The sequence below is a fragment of the Corallococcus sp. Z5C101001 genome (assembly GCF_007352635.1).
Taxonomy (GTDB): Bacteria; Myxococcota; Myxococcia; order Myxococcales; family Myxococcaceae; genus Corallococcus; species Corallococcus silvisoli.
Genome location: NZ_VKLU01000010.1, coordinates 51,347 through 67,986, shown reverse-complemented (window position 1 = coordinate 67,986; position 16,640 = coordinate 51,347). Strand labels below are relative to the sequence as shown.

Genomic DNA, 16,640 nt, shown 5'->3' with positions numbered 1-16,640 from the left:
ATGAGGCACGGAACGAGGAACCAGGGGGTGCGTGACACGCGCGACACTCTACCCTCCTCCAGGCCCGCGCCCAGCGCCTCCGTGCCGCGCGGCCCGACACTTCCGCCTTGCGCGCCCGCTCCCCTGCCCGCTCAGGCCTGCTGGTTGAGCTTCGCCGCGACGAAACGCACCGCGGCACGGGGACTGAACCGCAGCGAGAACGCGACCAGCCAGTTGAGGACGCCGTGCACGGCGAGGACCCGCCCCTTCATCATCGCCCCATAGGCATGCGCGGCCACCTCGGGCGCCTCCGCCACTCCCGACCGCTTGAACAGACGCGACTCCGCGTTGCCCGCGCGCGCCGTGAACTCCGTCCGCGTGGCCCCCGGGCAGTGACAGGTCACCGTCACGCCCGTGCCCTCCAGCTCGAACGCGAGCGCCTCCGTGAGCGACAGCACGAACGCCTTCGTCGCGTAGTACGTGGCCATGTACGGCCCTGGCTGGAAACCCGCCGTGGACGCGATGTTGAGGATGCGCCCCTGCTTGCGCTCGCGCATGGGCCGGGCGAACAGGTGCGTCAGCTTCAGGAGCGCCGTGCAGTTGACCTCCACCATCTCCGCCTCGCGCGCCAGGTCCTGTTCGAGGAACGCCCCGGACGAACCAAAGCCCGCGTTGTTGACCAGGAAGTCCACCGCGATCCCCAGCTCCTGGACCCGCGCGTAGAGCTGCTCGGGCGCGGACGGCTGACTCAGGTCCGCCGGCAGCACGTGCGCCTTCACGCCGTGCGCCTGCTCCAGCTTCCGAGCCAGCGCCTCCAGCTTCGCCACGCCCCGCGCCACGAGGATGACGTCGTGGCCGTCCTTCGCGAAGAGCTCCGCGAACTGCTCCCCGAGTCCCACTGACGCGCCAGTGATGAGCGCCACTCTCCGCGACATGGTGAAGCCTCCCAGCGAGCGATATAGCAGCTCGTCCGCACGCCGCGCGCCGTGCGGCCAGGGAACCCGGTGCTTCATGGCGGATGGCCGGCCGCCGCCTCCCCGACGAAGCCATTGCACGAACGCGCCGAGGACCGTATCCGGGAAGGGCACCGGAACGGGAGCGTGGCCATGGAACGGACGAACACCCTCGAAGCGCTGCTCGCGCAGGGACGCGCGGAGGACGACGCCCTGGGCGCTCCAGGACGTCCGGGGCTGACCTACGGCGCGCTGCGGGAACTCACCGCGCGGGTCCGTGAACAGCTCAATGCGTGGGGCCTGGGACAGGGAGATCGCGTCGCGCTGGTGCTGCCCAACGGGCCGGAGATGGCCTCCGCCTTCCTCGCCGTGGCCAGCGCCGCGACGACGGCTCCGCTCAACCCCGCCTACCGCGCGGACGAGCTCGCCTTCTATCTGGACGACCTCCAGGCCCGTGCCCTCGTCGTGCTGGAGGGTGCGGAAGGCCCTGCACGCGAGGTCGCTCGTGCCCGGAGCCTCCCGCTCATCGAACTGACGCCGACCTCCGGCGGACCGGCCGGCCACTTCAGCCTCCGCTCGGAGCCGCCCCTGGCAGGGACAGCGCGGCGCCCCGGAGCGCCCCGCGAGGAGGATGTCGCGCTGGTGCTGCACACGTCGGGCACCACGGCGCGACCGAAGCTCGTGCCACTGACCCACGCCAATCTCACCGCCTCCGCGAGGAACATCGGGACACGGCTGGGCCTGGGCGCTGGCGATGCGTGCCTCAACATCATGCCGCTGTTCCACATCCATGGCCTCGTGGCGGCGGTGCTTTCCAGCCTGGGCGCTGGAGGCCGCGTGGTGTGCACGCCAGGGTTCAACGCCCTGCGCTTCTTCGCCTGGTTCGAGGAGGTCCGCCCCACCTGGTACACGGCCGTTCCGACCATGCATCAAGCGCTGTTGGAGCGCGCCCGCCGCAACACGCGGAGCCTCGATGGACACCGCCTGCGCTTCATCCGCTCCTCCTCCGCGTCGCTCCCACCCCAGGTGATGGAAGAGCTGGAGCGCGTCTTCGGCGTGCCCGTCATCGAGAGCTACGGCATGACCGAGGCCGCGCACCAGATGGCGTCCAACCCGCTTCCACCGAGCCCCCGGTACTCGGGCTCGGTGGGGCTCGCCGCCGGGCCCGAGGTCGCCATCATGGACGGCGAGGGCGCGCTGCTTCCCTCGGGGGAGCTCGGAGAGGTGGTCATCCGGGGCCCCAATGTCATGTCTGGTTATGTGAACAACCCCGAAGCCAACGCGCGCGCCTTCACCCACGGGTGGTTCCGCACGGGCGACCAGGGCACGCTCGACGCACAGGGCTACCTGCGGCTCACCGGCCGGCTCAAGGAGCTCATCAACCGCGGCGGGGAGAAGGTGAGCCCGCTGGAGGTGGACACCGTGTTGCTGGATCATCCCGCCGTGCTGCAGGCCGTGACGTTCGCCCTGCCCCACCCGAAGCTCGGTGAGGACGTGGCCGCCGCCGTGGTGCTGCGCGAAGGCCAGGCCGCCACCGAGCGCGAGCTGCGCGACTTCGTGGCGGCGCGCGTGGCCGACTTCAAGGTGCCCCGCCGCGTCGTCCTCCTCACGGAGCTGCCCAAGGGGCCCACTGGCAAGGTGCAGCGCATCGGGCTCGCGGAGCGGCTGGGGCTCACGTCATGAGGATCGCCATCTTCGGCGCGGGCGCCATCGGCGGGTTCCTCGGCGTCAAGCTGCTCCAGGCTGGCGCGGACGTCACCTTCATCGCGCGAGGCGCCCACCTGGACGCGATGCGCGCCAACGGCGTCACGCTCACGAGCGGCGGCGAGACCGTCACCGTGCATCCCCCCTGCACCGACTCGCCCGACGAGGCGGGGCCCCAGGACTACGTGTTCCTCACGATGAAGGCCCACGCCCTGCCCGCCGCCGCGCCACAGGTCGCCCGGCTGCTGGGCCCGGAGACGGCGCTCGTCACCGGCATCAACGGCGTGCCCTACTGGTACTTCCACGGACTCGAAGGCCCCTACGCGGGCCGCCACCTCGAAAGCGTGGACCCCGGGGGCGTGCTGCTGCGCACCCTCCCCCCGGAGCGCGTCATCGCCACCGTGGTGTACCCGGCCGCGGAGGTCGTCGCCCCGGGCGTCATCGTCCACACGTACAACGACCGCGTGACGCTGGGCGAACCCGACGGCAGCAAGAGCCCTCGCGTGCAGGCCCTCTCGCGGATCATGATCCAGGCCGGGCTCAAGTCACCGGTGCGCCCGCGGATCCGCGATGAGATCTGGGTGAAGCTCTGGGGCAACCTCGCCTTCAACCCGCTGTCGGTGCTCACCGGTGCGACGCTCGACGTGCTCTCGCGCCAGCCGGACCTGCGCGCCGTGGCCCGCGCGATGATGGTGGAGGCCCAGGCCGTGGCGGAAGACCTGGGCACCCGCTTCCTCATCGGCGTGGACGAGCGCATCCAGGGCGCGTCCCAGGTCGGCGCGCACAAGACGTCCATGCTCCAGGACCTGGAGCGCGGCCGCCCGATGGAGATCGACGCGCTGCTGGGCGCCGTCGTGGAGCTGGGGCAGCTCGTCGGCAGGCCCATGCCCACCTGCGAGAACATCCTCGCCCTGGTCCGTGAGCGCGCGCGCCACGCGGGAGGCTACCCGCCCCGCGCGACGCCGGACGCGTCCTAGGGATTCGCGGGCGGCATCACGCCCAGGTACTCCAGCGGATCCACCGGCTTGCCATCCACGCGCACCTCGAAGTGCACGTGCGGGCCCGACGTGCGGCCGGACTCCCCCACCGTGGCGATGACCTGATCGCGGCGGACCTTCTGCCCCGTGCGCACGCGCAGGTCGCGGTTGTGCGCGTACAGGGTGATGAGCGGCGGGGCGTGCTCCACGATGACGATGAGGCCGTAGCCCTTCTGCTCGCCCGCGTAGAGGACCGTGCCCTCCTGCGCGGTCTTGATGGGCGTGCCCGCGGGCGCCGCCAGGTCGATGCCGTCGTGCGGCTCGCGGCCCTTCTTGCCGAAGCGGCCATACAGCACGCCGCGCAGCGGCCAGTCGAGCAGCCCCTGCGTCGCGAGCTTCGGACGCGACGGCGCTCCTGGACGCCCCGACACCACCCGCGCTCGCGGAGGGTCCTCGCGGCGCGACACCGCCGGCACGGAGCGGCGCGGCGTGGACACCGGCGCCTGCCCGGGCTTCGACAGCACCAGCTCCGGCTCCTCGTCCGACAGCGGCCCCGGGTCGCCGTACGTCGGTGGTTCGCTCCCGGGAATCGTCAGCTCACGGCCCACCGACAGCTCGCGCGGATCCTTGATGCCATTGGCCTGGGCGAGCTCCTCCACCGTGATGCCGTACGTCTTGGCGATGCGGTACATCGTCTCGCCCGCGGCCACGCGGTGGCGCACCGCCACCAGTTCTGGCTCGTCATGCGTGGACCGGAGCGCGAACGCCAACGGCTTGCCCGAACCCGGGGACTCGGGCAGCTCGCCCGCGGTCCCCAGGTGCGAGGAGGAGGCGGCCTGGGTGCCCACACAGCCGCTGAACAGCGCGGCCGCGAACAACACCCAGAGCGCCCTCCCCGCTCGGCTGGAGCCACCCGGCCCCAACCTCAGGCACCGCCGCCCGGACCGTGCCGCGTGAAGCCTGGCAGGTTCCACCCCGACAGCTCGGGGATGCGGCCGTGGTCGGTCATCTCGAAGTGCAGCGGCGTCACCGACACGCGCTTCTCATCGAACACGGCGTTGCAGTCACTGCCCGGGATGTTCTCGTGGGCGTACTCCGTGCCGCCAATCCAGTAGTACTTGCGGCCGCGCGGGTCCTCCTTCTCCACGACGTTGTAGCCGTAGGAGTGCCGACCCTGCCGGGTGATGGCGTAGCCGTCCGGCTCCACGCCCCCCGGGATGTTCACGTTGAGGAGCATCCGGGGCGGCAGGGGCCGCGACAGCGCCTCCGTCACCAGCGCGCGCGCGAAGCGGCCCGCGGGCGCGAAGTCGAAGGGACCTCGCGACACCAGGCTGAACGCGATGGCGGGGATGCCCAGGAAGGCCGCCTCCATGGCCGCCGCCACCGTCCCGGAGTAGGTGACGTCGTCCGCCAGGTTCGCGCCGTGATTGATGCCGGAGACCATGAGCTGGGGACGATTGTCCTTCAGCAAGTGGTTCACCGCCAGATACGAGCAATCCGTGGGGGTGCCGTCCACGGCGAACCACCGCTCGCGCACCTCCTTGATGCGCAGCGGCCGGTGCAGGCTGATGGCGTGGGAGGCGGCGCTCTGTTCCCGGTCGGGCGCCACCACCCACACCTCGCCCAGGGGACTCACCGCCTCGACGAGCGTCTGGAGCCCTTCGGAGAAGTAGCCGTCGTCGTTGGAGACGAGGATGCGGGGGCGAGACGTACTCACGGTCACTGCTTCTTCGCGAGCGAGCGGAAGGCGGACCGGCCCGCGTACCGGGCGCCGGCGCCCAGCTCCTCCTCGATGCGCAGGAGCTGGTTGTACTTGGCGACGCGGTCGGACCGCGACGCGGAGCCCGTCTTGATCTGCCCGCAGTCCAGCGCCACCGCGAGGTCCGCGATGGTGGTGTCCTCGGACTCGCCGGAGCGGTGGCTCATGATGGACGTCATGCCCGCCTTGTGCGCCATGCGCACGGCGTCGAACGTCTCCGTCAGCGTGCCAATCTGGTTCACCTTCACCAGGATGGAGTTCGCCGTGCCGGTCTGGATGCCCTTGGAGAGCCGCTCCACGTTGGTGACGAAGAGGTCGTCGCCCACCAGCTGCAGCTTGTCTCCCAGCGCGTCGGTGAGCTTCTTCCAGCCCTCCCAGTCATCCTCCGCCATGCCGTCCTCGATGGAGATGATGGGGTACTTCTGCGCGAGGGCCCGGTAGTACTCCAGCAGCCCCTGCGAGTCGTACTCCTTGCCCTCGCCCTTGAGCTTGTACTTCTTGGAGCCCTTGTCGAAGAACTCGCTCGCGGCCACGTCCAGCGCCAGGAACAGCTGCTCGCCCGCCTTGAAGCCCGCCGCGTCGATGGCCTCCATGATGAGCTTGAGCGCCTCCTCGTTGGCCGGCAGGTCCGGGGCATAGCCGCCCTCGTCGCCCACGCCCGTGGCCAGCTTGCGGCCCTTGAGGATCTTCTTGAGCGCGTGGAACACCTCCGCGCCCCAGCGCAGGCCCTCCGCGAACGTCTTGGCGCCGGCGGGCACCACCATGAACTCCTGCACGTCCACGCGCGTGTCCGCGTGCGCGCCGCCGTTGAGGATGTTCATCAGCGGCACGGGCAGCGTGCGCGCCTGGAGGCCGCCCACGTAGCGGTACAGCGGCAGGCTGTGCGCGTCCGCCGCGGCGCGCGCGGTGGCCATGGAGACGGCGAGGATGGCGTTGGCGCCCAGCTTCGCCTTGGTGGACGTGCCATCCAGCTCGATCATGCGCTGGTCCACGGCCACCTGGTCCACGGAGTCCATGCCGATGATGGAGGGACCAATCGTGTCGCGCACGTGGTCCACGGCCTTCAGCACGCCCTTGCCCAGGTAGCGGTGCTTGTCGCCGTCGCGCAGCTCGTGCGCCTCGTGCTCGCCGGTGGAGGCGCCGGAGGGCACCGTCGCACGGCCACGCGCGCCGCCCACGAGCAGCACTTCGGCCTCCACGGTGGGGTTGCCACGGGAATCAAGCACTTCACGCGCCACGACTTGAGCGATCTCGGTCATAGGGCGCCGTTTCTACGAGGCACGGCCGGAACGGGCAAGCACGCTCGCACCGTCGCCCTGCTACAGTGTCCAGCCGCCGAATGCCTCCTCCTCCCAAGCGCCGCGCCACGGGTCCCGACCCGCTTCCCGGGCAACGCGCCCGGGGTGCCCTGCTGGGGCTCGCCATTGGCAATGCCCTGGCCGTCCCCACCGCGGGCAGACCCTTCTTCGCGCCGTCCTTCCCCCAGCTCGCCGAGGGGCCCTACCTGGACCTGCACGGTGGCGGCCCGCACGAGCTGCGCAAGGGGCAGGTGACGGAGCCCACCCAGCTCGCCGTCGCGCTGACGCTCAGCCTGCGCGACGTGAAGCGGTACGACGCCGCGGACGCGCTCCGGCGATACCGGGCCTGGCAGTCCCACGCCTTCGCCGTCAGTGAACCCATGAAGGAGGTGCTGCAGGAGTGCGAGGCGGGCATGACCAGCCAGGTCAAGGAGGCCGGCCGGCGCGTCTGGTTGAAGAACTTCCGCCGCGTGGCCCCCGCCGGAGCCCTGCCGCGCGTGGTGCCCCTGGGCGTCCACCTGACCAAGGACCCCTTCGCGCTGGCCAAGGCCGCCCTCGAGGACACCGCCCTCACCCACTTCGACCCCCGCTGCCAGCTCGCCAGCGCGGGGCTGTGCGCCGCCATCGCCAAGGCGGTGACGGGCGGCCCCACCCTGAAGGCCGCCGACCTGCTGCCCGCCGCGGAGGTCGGCATCTCCCTCGCGGGCGCCGCCCTGGGGCGTCAGGAGAAGGACCACGTCCAGGAGGTGGCCCGCGCCTCCGCCCTCCTGCGCGAGGATCTGGCCCTGGCGGCCCAGGACGACCCGCAGCTGTATGGCCCGGAGCTGCACCTCCACCGGCCCGGCAATAACGCGGTGCGCGCGGCGTTCCGGCTGGCCTTCTGGGAGCTGCTGCACGTCCCCACCGTGGAGCGCGCGCTGGTGGACGTCATCCACCGGGGCGGCGACACGGAGGTCCACGCCTCCATCACCGGGGCGCTGCTGGGCGCCTTCCATGGCGAGGATGCGCTGCCAGCGGAATGGCGCCAGAAGGTCCTGCTGGCCCTCCAGCCCTACAACCCCCTCCAGAAAGGAACGGTGCTGTGGGAGGTCTACCACCCCCGGCACCTCCTGCTGCTGGCCCCGGCCTAGCCGTCCCGCGACGGCCACCGCCCGCAAATGAGAAGCCCGCGGGGGGCCGCCCGGTGAGGGACGGCTCGGCCGCGGGCTCCAGGACACGCCGTGGCGCAGGGGCCACGGGGGGTTGCGTCATTCAGGCGAGCAGGTCGATGACGACGACGCCCCGAGACGGCTTCTCGTCCTCGGTGTCCGTCCTCCGGTGGGGACGGTCATCCGGTGCGGGCAGTGGGAGCTCCACCACCGGCCGCTCGTAGTCCTCGCGGCGGAGCCGCTCGCGGCGCTTGATTTCTTCGATGATGAACGCGTCGAGCATGGGTTCGGTCTCTCCCTCAGCCTACGTACCCCGATGTACGCCCGCCGTCCCGCCCCCTTACCACTTCCACATCTCTCTGATGCAAATTAAGAACCCCGGTTTCTTTCTGGGTGCGCCGCCATGATTCCGCATGGCTGCTCGTCCACCTCCCGACACCGGGGCCATGGCAACCGTGGCACGCATGTCATGGGAACCGCAGCGGACGTTTGAAATCCGCCTGATCCTAATGCGCTCAACGCGCGCCGCAACCCGACTCGTTTCAAGTGGGTCCCCACCTTTCCTACCGCACGGTTCCGGCCAAAAAGGGCCCGCCTGCCCTCCTGCTCCCAACGCGGCAGGGGCCGGGTGGGAAGACAGGCAGGCAGGCGGAGGCTGAGGCAGGCCGTCGGACGGCGGGGCTTCAGGGGGCTTCGGCGCGGCGCTTGAACGCGTCCAGCATCTTGGGGAGCTGGGATTCCGTCAGGGTGTTGATGATGGTCTTGGGGATGAGGGCGCCCAGGGCCATCTCCACGTTGTAGGTGGCGCGCGTCTTGCCCTCGCCTTCGGGCTCCAGGGTCCAGCTGCCCTTGTTGTCCTTCATCACCTCACCCTCGACGAAGGTCCAGGACATGCGCTTGGGGCGCTCCTCGGTGACCTTGATGGTGTAGCGGATGCGCTTCACCACATCGACCTCGTAGTGCACCTGGACGGTGTTGCCCTGGCGCTGGGAGGTGGAGACCTTCTTCACCTCCGGCAGGAACTCCGCGTAGCGGTCGTAGTTGGTGATGATGTCGAAGACCTTCTCGACGGGGGCGTTGATGGTGATGGTGCGCGTGGCGCCGGCCATGGCGGTGTCTCCTGGGTTGAGCGACGAAGCGAGGGGGACAGCTTACGGCGCGTAGCCCGGCTTCTTGTCGAACTTGTGAACGGACTGGATGAAGCGGACCGTCCCCGTCTTGCTGCGCATGACGACGGAGTGCGTCTCACAGCCGCCGCCGAAGAAGCGCACGCCCTTGAGGAAGTCGCCGCTGGTGACGCCGGTCGCGGCGAACATCACCTCACCGCGGGCCAGCTCCTCGGCGGTGTAGATCTTGTGGATGTCGCTGATGCCCATCTTCTTGGCGCGGTCGATCTCCCCCTGGTTGCGCGGGACGAGCCGGCCCTGCATGTCGCCGCCGGTGGCGCGGATGGCCGCCGCGGCGATGACGCCCTCGGGCGCGCCGCCAATGCCCATCAGCACGTCCACGCCGGTGCCCTCGAAGCAGGTGGCGATGGCGCCCGCCACGTCACCGTCCTCGATGAGGCGCACGCGGGCGCCCGCGGCGCGGACCTCCTTGATGAGGTCGGCGTGGCGCTCGCGGTCGAGCGTCATCACGGTGAGGTCCTCCACGTAGACCTTCATGCGCTCCGCGATGGCGCGCAGGTTCTCCGTGGGGGACCTGGTCAGGTCGATGGCGCCCTTCGCGCGCGGCCCCACGGCGAGCTTCTCCATGTACGTGTCGGGCGCGTTGAGCAGGCCGCCCTGGCTGGACATGGCGACGACGGAGATGGAGCCCGGGCGGCCGTAGGCGCACAGGTTGGTGCCCTCCAGGGGGTCCAGGGCGATGTCCACCGCGGGGGCGCCGTCGTAGCGGCGGCCCACCTTCTCGCCGATGTAGAGCATGGGCGCTTCGTCGCGCTCGCCCTCACCGATGACGACGGTGCCGTCGATGTTGAGCGCGTCGAAGGCGCGGCGCATCGCGTCCACGGCGGCTTGGTCGGACTCGTTCTTGTCGCCGCGGCCCATGAGCCGGGCGGAGGCGATGGCCGCCATCTCGGTGACGCGCACGACCTCCATTGCCAGGTTGCGATCCATTGTGGGGTGCTCCTCGTTCGGGAATTCGGGAAGGGAAACGGTCAGGTGTCGGTGTCGTCAGCGGCCTTCAGCCGGGCGAGGGCTTCGGGAAGGCGCTGGGGTTTTCCGTCGCGGCCCACGCAGGCGTGCATCGTACGGCCGGTGCACAGGAGCGTGGGGGTCTCCGCGTCGCGCAGCAGCTCGTAGGTGAACACGAGCGACGCGCGGCGCAACTCGCGCAGGGTGGTGCGGATGAGGAGCAGGTCGTCGTAGCGCGCGGACGCCTTGTAGTGGGCGCTGGCCTCCACGACCGGCAGCAGCAGTCCGGTGCTCTCCAGTTCGCGGTAGCTGCCCCCGTGAGCGCGGAAGAACTCACTGCGCGCGAACTCGAAGTAGCGGAAGTAGTTCGCGTAGTAGACGACCCCCATCTGATCCGTGTCGCCGTAGATGACGCGCAGCCGTGCCTCGACCATTGGGCCGCCCATATCAGGGCGGGGTGACGTGTCCAAGCGGTGGGCGCGCATGTTGGTTGCTTCTGACCATCCGGCCGGGGAGGCTGCCCCCATGTCGCGCATCCTCGCCGCCCTCCTGGTCCTGTTCGCCCTGCCCGCTTCCGCCCGAGCGCCGAAGCTCACGCTGTTCATCAGCGTGGACGCGATGGGCAGCGACCTGCTGCTTCGCAGCCGTCCACGCCTCACCGGGGGGCTGGGAAAGCTGCTTTCCACGGGAGCCTATTACCCCTATGCCCGGTACGCCTACGCGGAGGCACGCACCGCGCCGGGCCATGCCACGCTGGCCACCGGGGCCAACCCCTGGCGTCACGGCATCGTGGACAACGACATCTACGACCGCGCGGCCGGACAGGCGGTGCAGGTCTATACGGACCCGACGCATCCAGTGCTGTACGGGGACACGCCCCCTGGGTCCGACACGAGCCCGGAGAACCTGCTCGCGGAGACGCTGGCGGACCGGCTGCGTGTGTCCACGCAGGGCCGGGGCAAGGTGGTGGCGCTGTCGTTCAAGGCGCGGGCGGCGATCCCGCTGGCCGGGCGAACAGGGCAGGCCTGGTGGTTCGACGAGGCGACGGGCCGGATGGTGACGAGCACCTGGTACACGAAGGCGGAGCCCGCCTGGATGCAGGTGTTCAACGCGCGGAAGCTGGCGGACGCGGGGTTCAGCAAGTCCTGGGAGTTGTTGCGTCCGCGTGCGGAGTACGTGGGGGACGACGACCGCCCCATGGAGCCGGAGGCCTATGGCATGGGGCGGGTGTTCCCGCATCCGCTGAAGGGCGGGCTGGAGGCACCGGGCCCGGCGTCATACCGGGCCTTCGCGGTGTCGCCGCTGTCGCATGACCTGCTGGTGCAGGCGGCGAAGGCGGCGCTGGTGGGCGAGGGCCTGGGCAAGGACGACGTGCCGGACATCCTGGCGGTGAGCTTCAGCGGGACGGACGCGGTGTTCCACGCGTTTGGTCCGTACTCGTGGGAGATGCAGGACACGATGCTGCGGTTGGACCAGGCGATGGGCGAGCTCATCGCCGCGGCCGAGCGCGCTGCGGGGGGCCGGGAGAACCTGGTCATCGCGCTGTCGGCGGACCACGGGGGCGCGGAGATTCCGGAGGCGTGGGCCCAGGCGGGGCTGCCCGCGATGCGGCTCAACCCGGTGGAGGCGGCGAAGGGGCTGGCGCAGGAGCTGCGCGCGAAGTTCGGCGTGGACGTGACGGTGAAGCTGCTGGAGCTGGACGTGTACCTGGGCGGCAAGGCGCTGGAGTCAGGACAGGTGGACGGCGTGGCGCTGCGGCGCGCGGCGGCGGCGTGGCTGGCGAAGCAGCCGTACGCGGTGATGGCGGTGGCGAGGGACGACCTGGACACGGTGGCGGACGCGGGAGGGCTCGTGGCGCCGATGCGGCGCGGCTACTACCCGATGCGCAGCGGGGACGTGCTGTTCATGTCGAAGCCGTTCCAGGTGATGAGCGACTACCCGCGCGGCACGAACCACGGCACGCCGTATTCGTATGACACGCAGGTGCCGGTGGTGTTCGCGGGCAAGGGCGTGAAGCCGGGGCTCTACCTGGAGGAGATCAATCCCGTGGACGTCGCGCCCACGCTGTCCGCGCTCCTGGAGATGGGGATGCCCGCGTCAGCGGAGGGCAAGCCTCGCGCGGAGGCGCTTACAGGGGCTCGGTGAGAAAGCCGCCCACCGGGTCGGACCTTCGCACCGATGGATGCCCGCCAAGGACAAAGGGCAGGTCGAGTCGTCTTCACCGACCCGGCCTGCCCACGGAACTCCTTGGAATGAACCTTCGCGTCAGCCCTGCGCGGAGCGGGGCTTTCGCGCGGGCTTCTTCGTCGTCTGGATCTCCAGCGACAGGTCCATGGCCCGCGCCGAGTGCGTCAGCGCGCCCATCGACACGAAGTCCACGCCCAGCTTCGCCAGCCGAGGCAGACGGTCCAGGGTGACGCCTCCGGAGACCTCGATGGGGACCCGGCTGGCCGTCAGCTTCACGGCCTCGCGGATCTGCGCGTCGTCCATGTTGTCCAGCATGATGACGTCCGCGCCGGCCGCGATGGCCTCCTCGAGCTGCTTGAAGTTGGTGACCTCCACCTCGATCTTCACCAGCCGCGGGCCATTCAGCTTCGCGCGGCGGACCGCTTCGGTGATGTCGCCGCCCACGGCCGCGATGTGGTTGTCCTTGATGAGGATGCCGTCGAAGAGGCCGAAGCGGTGGTTGGACGCGCCGCCCATGCGCACCGCGTGCTTCGCCAGCCCTCGCATGCCCGGCGGCGTCTTGCGCGTGTCCAGCACCTTCAGCTTCGAGCCTCGCACGGAGGTCATCGCCTGCTGGGCCAGTGTCGCGATGCCCGCGGCACGCTGCACCAGATTGAGCGCGGTGCGCTCCGCGGCCAGCAGCGCGCGCAGCTTGCCGTGGACGCGCGCGGCGACCACCTTGGGCTTGATCTCCTCGCCGTCCTGCTTGAGGACCTCGACCTCCACCTCCGCGTCCACCATGTGGAAGACGCGGACGAAGGCATCCAGGCCCGCGACGATCATCTGCTCCTTCGCGACCAGCTCACCGCTGCCCTCCGCGTCGGCGGGGACCACCGCCAGCGAGGTGACGTCCCCCGCGGCACCCAGGTCCTCGTCGAGGGACAGCGCGATGAGCCGATCGAGATAATCCTGCTGCACTTCCGCCTCCTACCTGCGCGCCTTGCGTGCCGGCTTGCCCCGGGTGGTCTTCTTCGCGGCGGTCTTCTTCCCCGCCGCCTTCTTCGCGGAAGCCTTCTTGCCCGTGGCCTTCTTCGCCGCGGACTTCTTCCCTGCCGCCTTCTTCGCGGAAGCCTTCTTGGCCGGCGCCTTCTTGCCCGTGGCCCTCTTCGCCGCGGACTTCTTCCCCGCCGCCTTCTTCGCGGAGGCCTTCTTGGCCGGCGCCTTCTTGGCCGCGGCCTTCTTCGCGCCCGACTTCTTGCTCGCGGCCTTCTTCGCGGGCGCCGACTTTCCGGCGGCCTTCTTCGCCGGCGCCTTCTTGCCCGCGGCCTTCTTCACGGGCGCGGAGGTGCCCTCCGGCGCCTCGCGGGAGTCTCCCCCCTCCTTGGCCCGGTCGAACTCGCGCATCGCGTCGTCCACGAGGCCCATGCTCATGTACGCGACGCCCAGGTCGTGGTGGTCCGCGGCGGACAACCCTTCCTTGGTTCCCTCGCGCAGCTTGTTGAGCGCGTCCTCCACCACCGGGTCGGCGGCCTGGGGCGCCTGCCCAGCGGCCTCCGCCTCCATCTCGCCCTTCAACTCCTGCCCCAGGTTCACCTCTTCACCCTTCGGCGACGAAGGCTCGGCGGCCACCTTCACCTGGGCGTTCTCGGGGGCGGGGCTCTCGGACACTTCAGGGGCTTCGGACTCGGTGCTGCCCGGCAACGACGACGGCGTCTCGGACATGGGGGGCTCCGGGGCGATGCGCTGGAGGTGATCCTGCAGCTTGACCGCGCGCTCCTGGAGCTCCGCCACCCGGGCCTTGTCCTTCTCCACCACGTCCGGCGGAGCACGGGCCACGAAGTTGGGGTTGTCCAGCTTGCGCTGCAAACCGGTGAGTTCCTGCTCGGCGCGGGCGATCTCCTTCTTCAGGCGGTCGCGCTCCGCGTCCAGATCCACGAGGCCCGCCAGCGGGACGTAGATCTCCAGATTGCCACTCACGAACGCCGCCGCCTGCGGGGGCTTGGCGCCCGGCGGGCCCACCACGACCTCGGACAGGCCCGCGAGCGGCATCAGGTACGCGCGCCAGCGCTCCAGCAGCTCGCGCGTCGTCGCGTCCGGGCTCTGCACCACCGCCTTCACCTTGGCGGACGGCGGCAGGTTGCTCTCGCCGCGCAGCGTGCGCAGGCCCTCGATGGCCGCGATGACCGGCGCCATCTCCGCTTCCGCGGACGCGTCCACCCGCGCCGCCTCCGGCTCCGGGTACGCCGCGATGCAGATGCTCTCCGTGGACCGGGACATCGGCAGCTTCTGCCAGATCTCCTCGGTGATGAACGGCATGAACGGGTGCATCAGCCGCAGGATGCGGTCCAGGCAGTGCACCAGCACCGCGCGCGTGGTGTCCTTGGCCTGCGCGTCCTCGCCGTAGAGCGAGCCCTTCGCCAGCTCGATGTACCAGTCGCAGAACTCCGCCCACAGGAACTGGTACAGCGTGGACGCGGCCTCGGCGAAGCCGTACGCCTCCAGGGACGCGCGCGTCTCCAGCGTGGCCTTCTGCAACCGGGAGAGGATCCACCGGTCCGCCAGCGTCAGCGCGCGGCCCTCCAGCGGCGTCCGGTCCAGGTTGAAGTCGCCCATGTTCATCAGGGCGAAGCGGCTGGCGTTCCACAGCTTGTTGCAGAACGCCTTGTAGCCACCCAGGCGGTCCATCGACAGCTTGATGTCACGGCCCTGCTGCGTGAGCGACGCGAGCGTGAAGCGCAGCGCGTCCGCGCCGAACGCGGGCATCCCTTGCGGGAAGCGGTTGCGCAGGGACGGCTGGAGCGCGTCCGCCTTGGCGCCCAGGATGACGTCCAGGGGATCGATGACGTTCCCCTTCGTCTTGGACATCTTCTCGCCCTTCTCGTCGCGCACCATCGCGTGCAGGTACACGGTGCGGAAGGGCACGTCGTTCATGAAGTGCAGGCCCATCATCATCATCCGGGCGACCCAGAAGAAGATGATGTCGTGGCCCGTCTCCATCACGGACGTCGGGTAGAAGGTGTTCAGCTCCGGCGTCTGGCGCGGCCACCCCAGCGTGGAGAACGGCCACAGCGCGGACGAGAACCACGTGTCCAGCACGTCCGGGTCCTGCACCAGCTGCGTGCCGCCGCACTTCGGGCAGGACTCCGGCGTCGTGCGCGACACGATGACGTCCGCCGTGTCCAGCGACCGCGCCTCGCCCGCCGGGCTGCACGCCGCGCAGTACCACGCGGGAATCTGATGGCCCCACCACAGCTGGCGGCTCACGCACCAGTCGTGGATGTTGCGCATCCAGTGGAAGTACGTGTTCGTCCACGTCTCCGGGACGAACTTCGTGCGGCCCTGCTCCACCGCCTCGATGGCCGGCTTCGCCAGCGGTTCGATCTTCACGAACCACTGCGGCGACAGGCGCGGCTCCACCACCGTGGCGCAGCGCTGGCAGGTGCCCACGTTCAGCTTGTGCGGCTCCTCCTTCTCCAGCAGCCCCAGCTCCGTCAGGTCCGCCAGCACCTGCTTGCGCGCCTCGGTCCGGTCCAGGCCCGCGTACTTGCCGGTGTCCTTCGTCATCCGCGCCGCTTCGTCCAGGATGGACAGCATCGGCAGCTTGTGGCGCAGGCCCGTCTGGTAGTCGTTGAAGTCGTGCGCGGGCGTGACCTTCACCACGCCGGTGCCGAACTCCATGTTCACCAGCTCCCCGTCCGCGATGATGGGAATCTCGCGGTCGGTCAGCGGCAGCGCCACCGTCTTGCCCACCAGGTCCGCGTAGCGCGGGTCGTCCGGGTGCACCGCCACCGCGGTGTCGCCCAGGAGCGTCTCCGGACGCGTCGTCGCCACGGTGAGCGTGCGGTCGCTGCCCTTCACCGGGTAGCGGATGTGCCAGAGCGAGCCGTTCTTCTCTTCGTGCTCGACCTCCAGGTCGCTCAGCGCCGTGCGGCAGGACGGACACCAGTTGATGAGCTTCTGGGCCCGGTACATCAGGCCCTCTTCGTACAGCCGGACGAAGACCTCGCGCACCGCGGCGGAGGACTGCTCGTCCATCGTGAAGCGCTCGCGGCTCCAGTCCAGCGACGCGCCCAGGTAGCGGTGCTGCTCACCGATGCGCGCGCCGTACTTGCCCTTCCACGTCCAGACGCGCTCGAGGAACGCCTCGCGGCCCAGGTCGTGGCGGCTCTTGCCTTCCGCCTTCTTCAGCTCCTTCTCCACCACCATCTGCGTGGCGATGCCCGCGTGGTCGGTGCCCGGCAGCCAGAGCGCGTTGAAGCCGCTCATGCGCTTCCAGCGCGTGAGGATGTCCTGGATGGTCGCCGTGAGCGCGTGGCCGATGTGCAGGCTGCCCGTCACGTTGGGCGGCGGCAGCACGATGCTGAACGGCGGCTTGGAGGAAGTGGCCTCGGCGCGGAAGTAGTCGCGCTCCAGCCAGTGGTTGTACCACCGCGCCTCCACCTCGGAGGGCTCGTAGGCCTTGGACAGTTCAGTCGTGTCAGTCATTGAAGACGGCCGGCCCCCGACGGGGCCGGCGGGGAA

General features: G+C 70.2%; 14 protein-coding genes. 4 read left to right on the top strand and 10 right to left on the bottom strand.

All coding sequences use genetic code 11. The features are described from left to right. Nucleotides 1–131 precede the first annotated feature (131 nt). Nucleotides 132–914, bottom strand: a complete 783-nt coding sequence (locus FOF48_RS22675; RefSeq protein ID WP_143904862.1) for an SDR family oxidoreductase — start codon at nt 912–914, stop codon at nt 132–134. 171 nt (nt 915–1,085) lie between these two features. Here FOF48_RS22675 and FOF48_RS22670 point away from each other — a divergent pair, with 171 nt between their 5' ends. Continuing rightward, on the top strand, nt 1,086–2,615 hold the full coding sequence (locus FOF48_RS22670; protein ID WP_143904861.1) for an acyl--CoA ligase: 1,530 nt from the start codon (nt 1,086–1,088) through the stop codon (nt 2,613–2,615). Further along, nucleotides 2,612–3,613 (top strand): 2-dehydropantoate 2-reductase, encoded by a 1,002-nt coding sequence (locus tag FOF48_RS22665; RefSeq protein ID WP_143904860.1) that lies wholly within the window; start codon nt 2,612–2,614, stop codon nt 3,611–3,613. Before FOF48_RS22670 ends, FOF48_RS22665 begins: the two co-directional genes overlap by 4 nt. On the opposite strand, the gene FOF48_RS22660 is transcribed toward FOF48_RS22665, so the two are convergent. The 3 genes from FOF48_RS22660 to eno are packed head-to-tail and all read right to left on the bottom strand — an operon-like array spanning nt 3,610 to nt 6,631. Further along, the gene (locus FOF48_RS22660; RefSeq protein ID WP_255442553.1) at nt 3,610–4,494 is read right to left on the bottom strand and encodes a peptidoglycan DD-metalloendopeptidase family protein; all 885 of its coding nucleotides are present in this window, start codon (nt 4,492–4,494) and stop codon (nt 3,610–3,612) included. The two genes, FOF48_RS22665 and FOF48_RS22660, sit on opposite strands and share 4 nt — an antisense overlap. A 44-nt stretch (nt 4,495–4,538) precedes the next feature. Then, nucleotides 4,539–5,330 carry a 5'/3'-nucleotidase SurE gene (gene surE / locus FOF48_RS22655; protein WP_143904859.1) on the bottom strand — a complete coding sequence of 264 codons (792 nt, stop codon included), beginning with the start codon at nt 5,328–5,330 and terminating at the stop codon, nt 4,539–4,541. Nucleotides 5,331–5,332: 2 nt separating this feature from the next. Continuing rightward, nucleotides 5,333–6,631: a phosphopyruvate hydratase gene (gene eno, locus FOF48_RS22650; RefSeq protein WP_143904858.1), complete on the bottom strand. Its 1,299-nt coding sequence runs from the start codon at nt 6,629–6,631 to the stop codon at nt 5,333–5,335. 80 nt (nt 6,632–6,711) lie between these two features. Here eno and FOF48_RS22645 point away from each other — a divergent pair, with 80 nt between their 5' ends. Further along, nucleotides 6,712–7,800 carry an ADP-ribosylglycohydrolase family protein gene (locus FOF48_RS22645; RefSeq protein ID WP_143904857.1) on the top strand — a complete coding sequence of 363 codons (1,089 nt, stop codon included), beginning with the start codon at nt 6,712–6,714 and terminating at the stop codon, nt 7,798–7,800. A 121-nt stretch (nt 7,801–7,921) separates the two neighbouring features. Here FOF48_RS22645 and FOF48_RS22640 read toward each other — a convergent pair whose 3' ends face one another. From FOF48_RS22640 to FOF48_RS22625, 4 genes are all read right to left on the bottom strand, one after another. Continuing rightward, nucleotides 7,922–8,101: a hypothetical protein gene (locus FOF48_RS22640; protein WP_143904856.1), complete on the bottom strand. Its 180-nt coding sequence runs from the start codon at nt 8,099–8,101 to the stop codon at nt 7,922–7,924. A gap of 400 nt (nt 8,102–8,501) precedes the next feature. Next, complete coding sequence (locus FOF48_RS22635) at nt 8,502–8,927, bottom strand: type II toxin-antitoxin system RatA family toxin (RefSeq protein ID WP_143904855.1); 426 nt, start codon at nt 8,925–8,927, stop codon at nt 8,502–8,504. A gap of 42 nt (nt 8,928–8,969) precedes the next feature. Next, nucleotides 8,970–9,935 carry a class II fructose-bisphosphatase gene (glpX, locus tag FOF48_RS22630; RefSeq protein WP_143904854.1) on the bottom strand — a complete coding sequence of 322 codons (966 nt, stop codon included), beginning with the start codon at nt 9,933–9,935 and terminating at the stop codon, nt 8,970–8,972. Between the two features lie 41 nt (nt 9,936–9,976). Continuing rightward, complete coding sequence (locus FOF48_RS22625) at nt 9,977–10,387, bottom strand: thioesterase family protein (RefSeq protein WP_143904853.1); 411 nt, start codon at nt 10,385–10,387, stop codon at nt 9,977–9,979. A 91-nt stretch (nt 10,388–10,478) separates the two neighbouring features. Here FOF48_RS22625 and FOF48_RS22620 point away from each other — a divergent pair, with 91 nt between their 5' ends. After that, nucleotides 10,479–12,098, top strand: a complete 1,620-nt coding sequence (locus FOF48_RS22620; RefSeq protein ID WP_143904852.1) for an alkaline phosphatase family protein — start codon at nt 10,479–10,481, stop codon at nt 12,096–12,098. Nucleotides 12,099–12,218: 120 nt separating this feature from the next. Here the strand turns inward: FOF48_RS22620 and nadC are convergent, their stop codons facing one another. Both nadC and FOF48_RS22610 read right to left on the bottom strand, forming a co-directional pair. After that, on the bottom strand, nt 12,219–13,097 hold the full coding sequence (nadC, locus tag FOF48_RS22615) for a carboxylating nicotinate-nucleotide diphosphorylase (RefSeq protein ID WP_186002029.1): 879 nt from the start codon (nt 13,095–13,097) through the stop codon (nt 12,219–12,221). Nucleotides 13,098–13,106: 9 nt separating this feature from the next. After that, nucleotides 13,107–16,604 carry a valine--tRNA ligase gene (locus FOF48_RS22610; RefSeq protein WP_143904851.1) on the bottom strand — a complete coding sequence of 1,166 codons (3,498 nt, stop codon included), beginning with the start codon at nt 16,602–16,604 and terminating at the stop codon, nt 13,107–13,109. Nucleotides 16,605–16,640 lie beyond the last annotated feature (36 nt).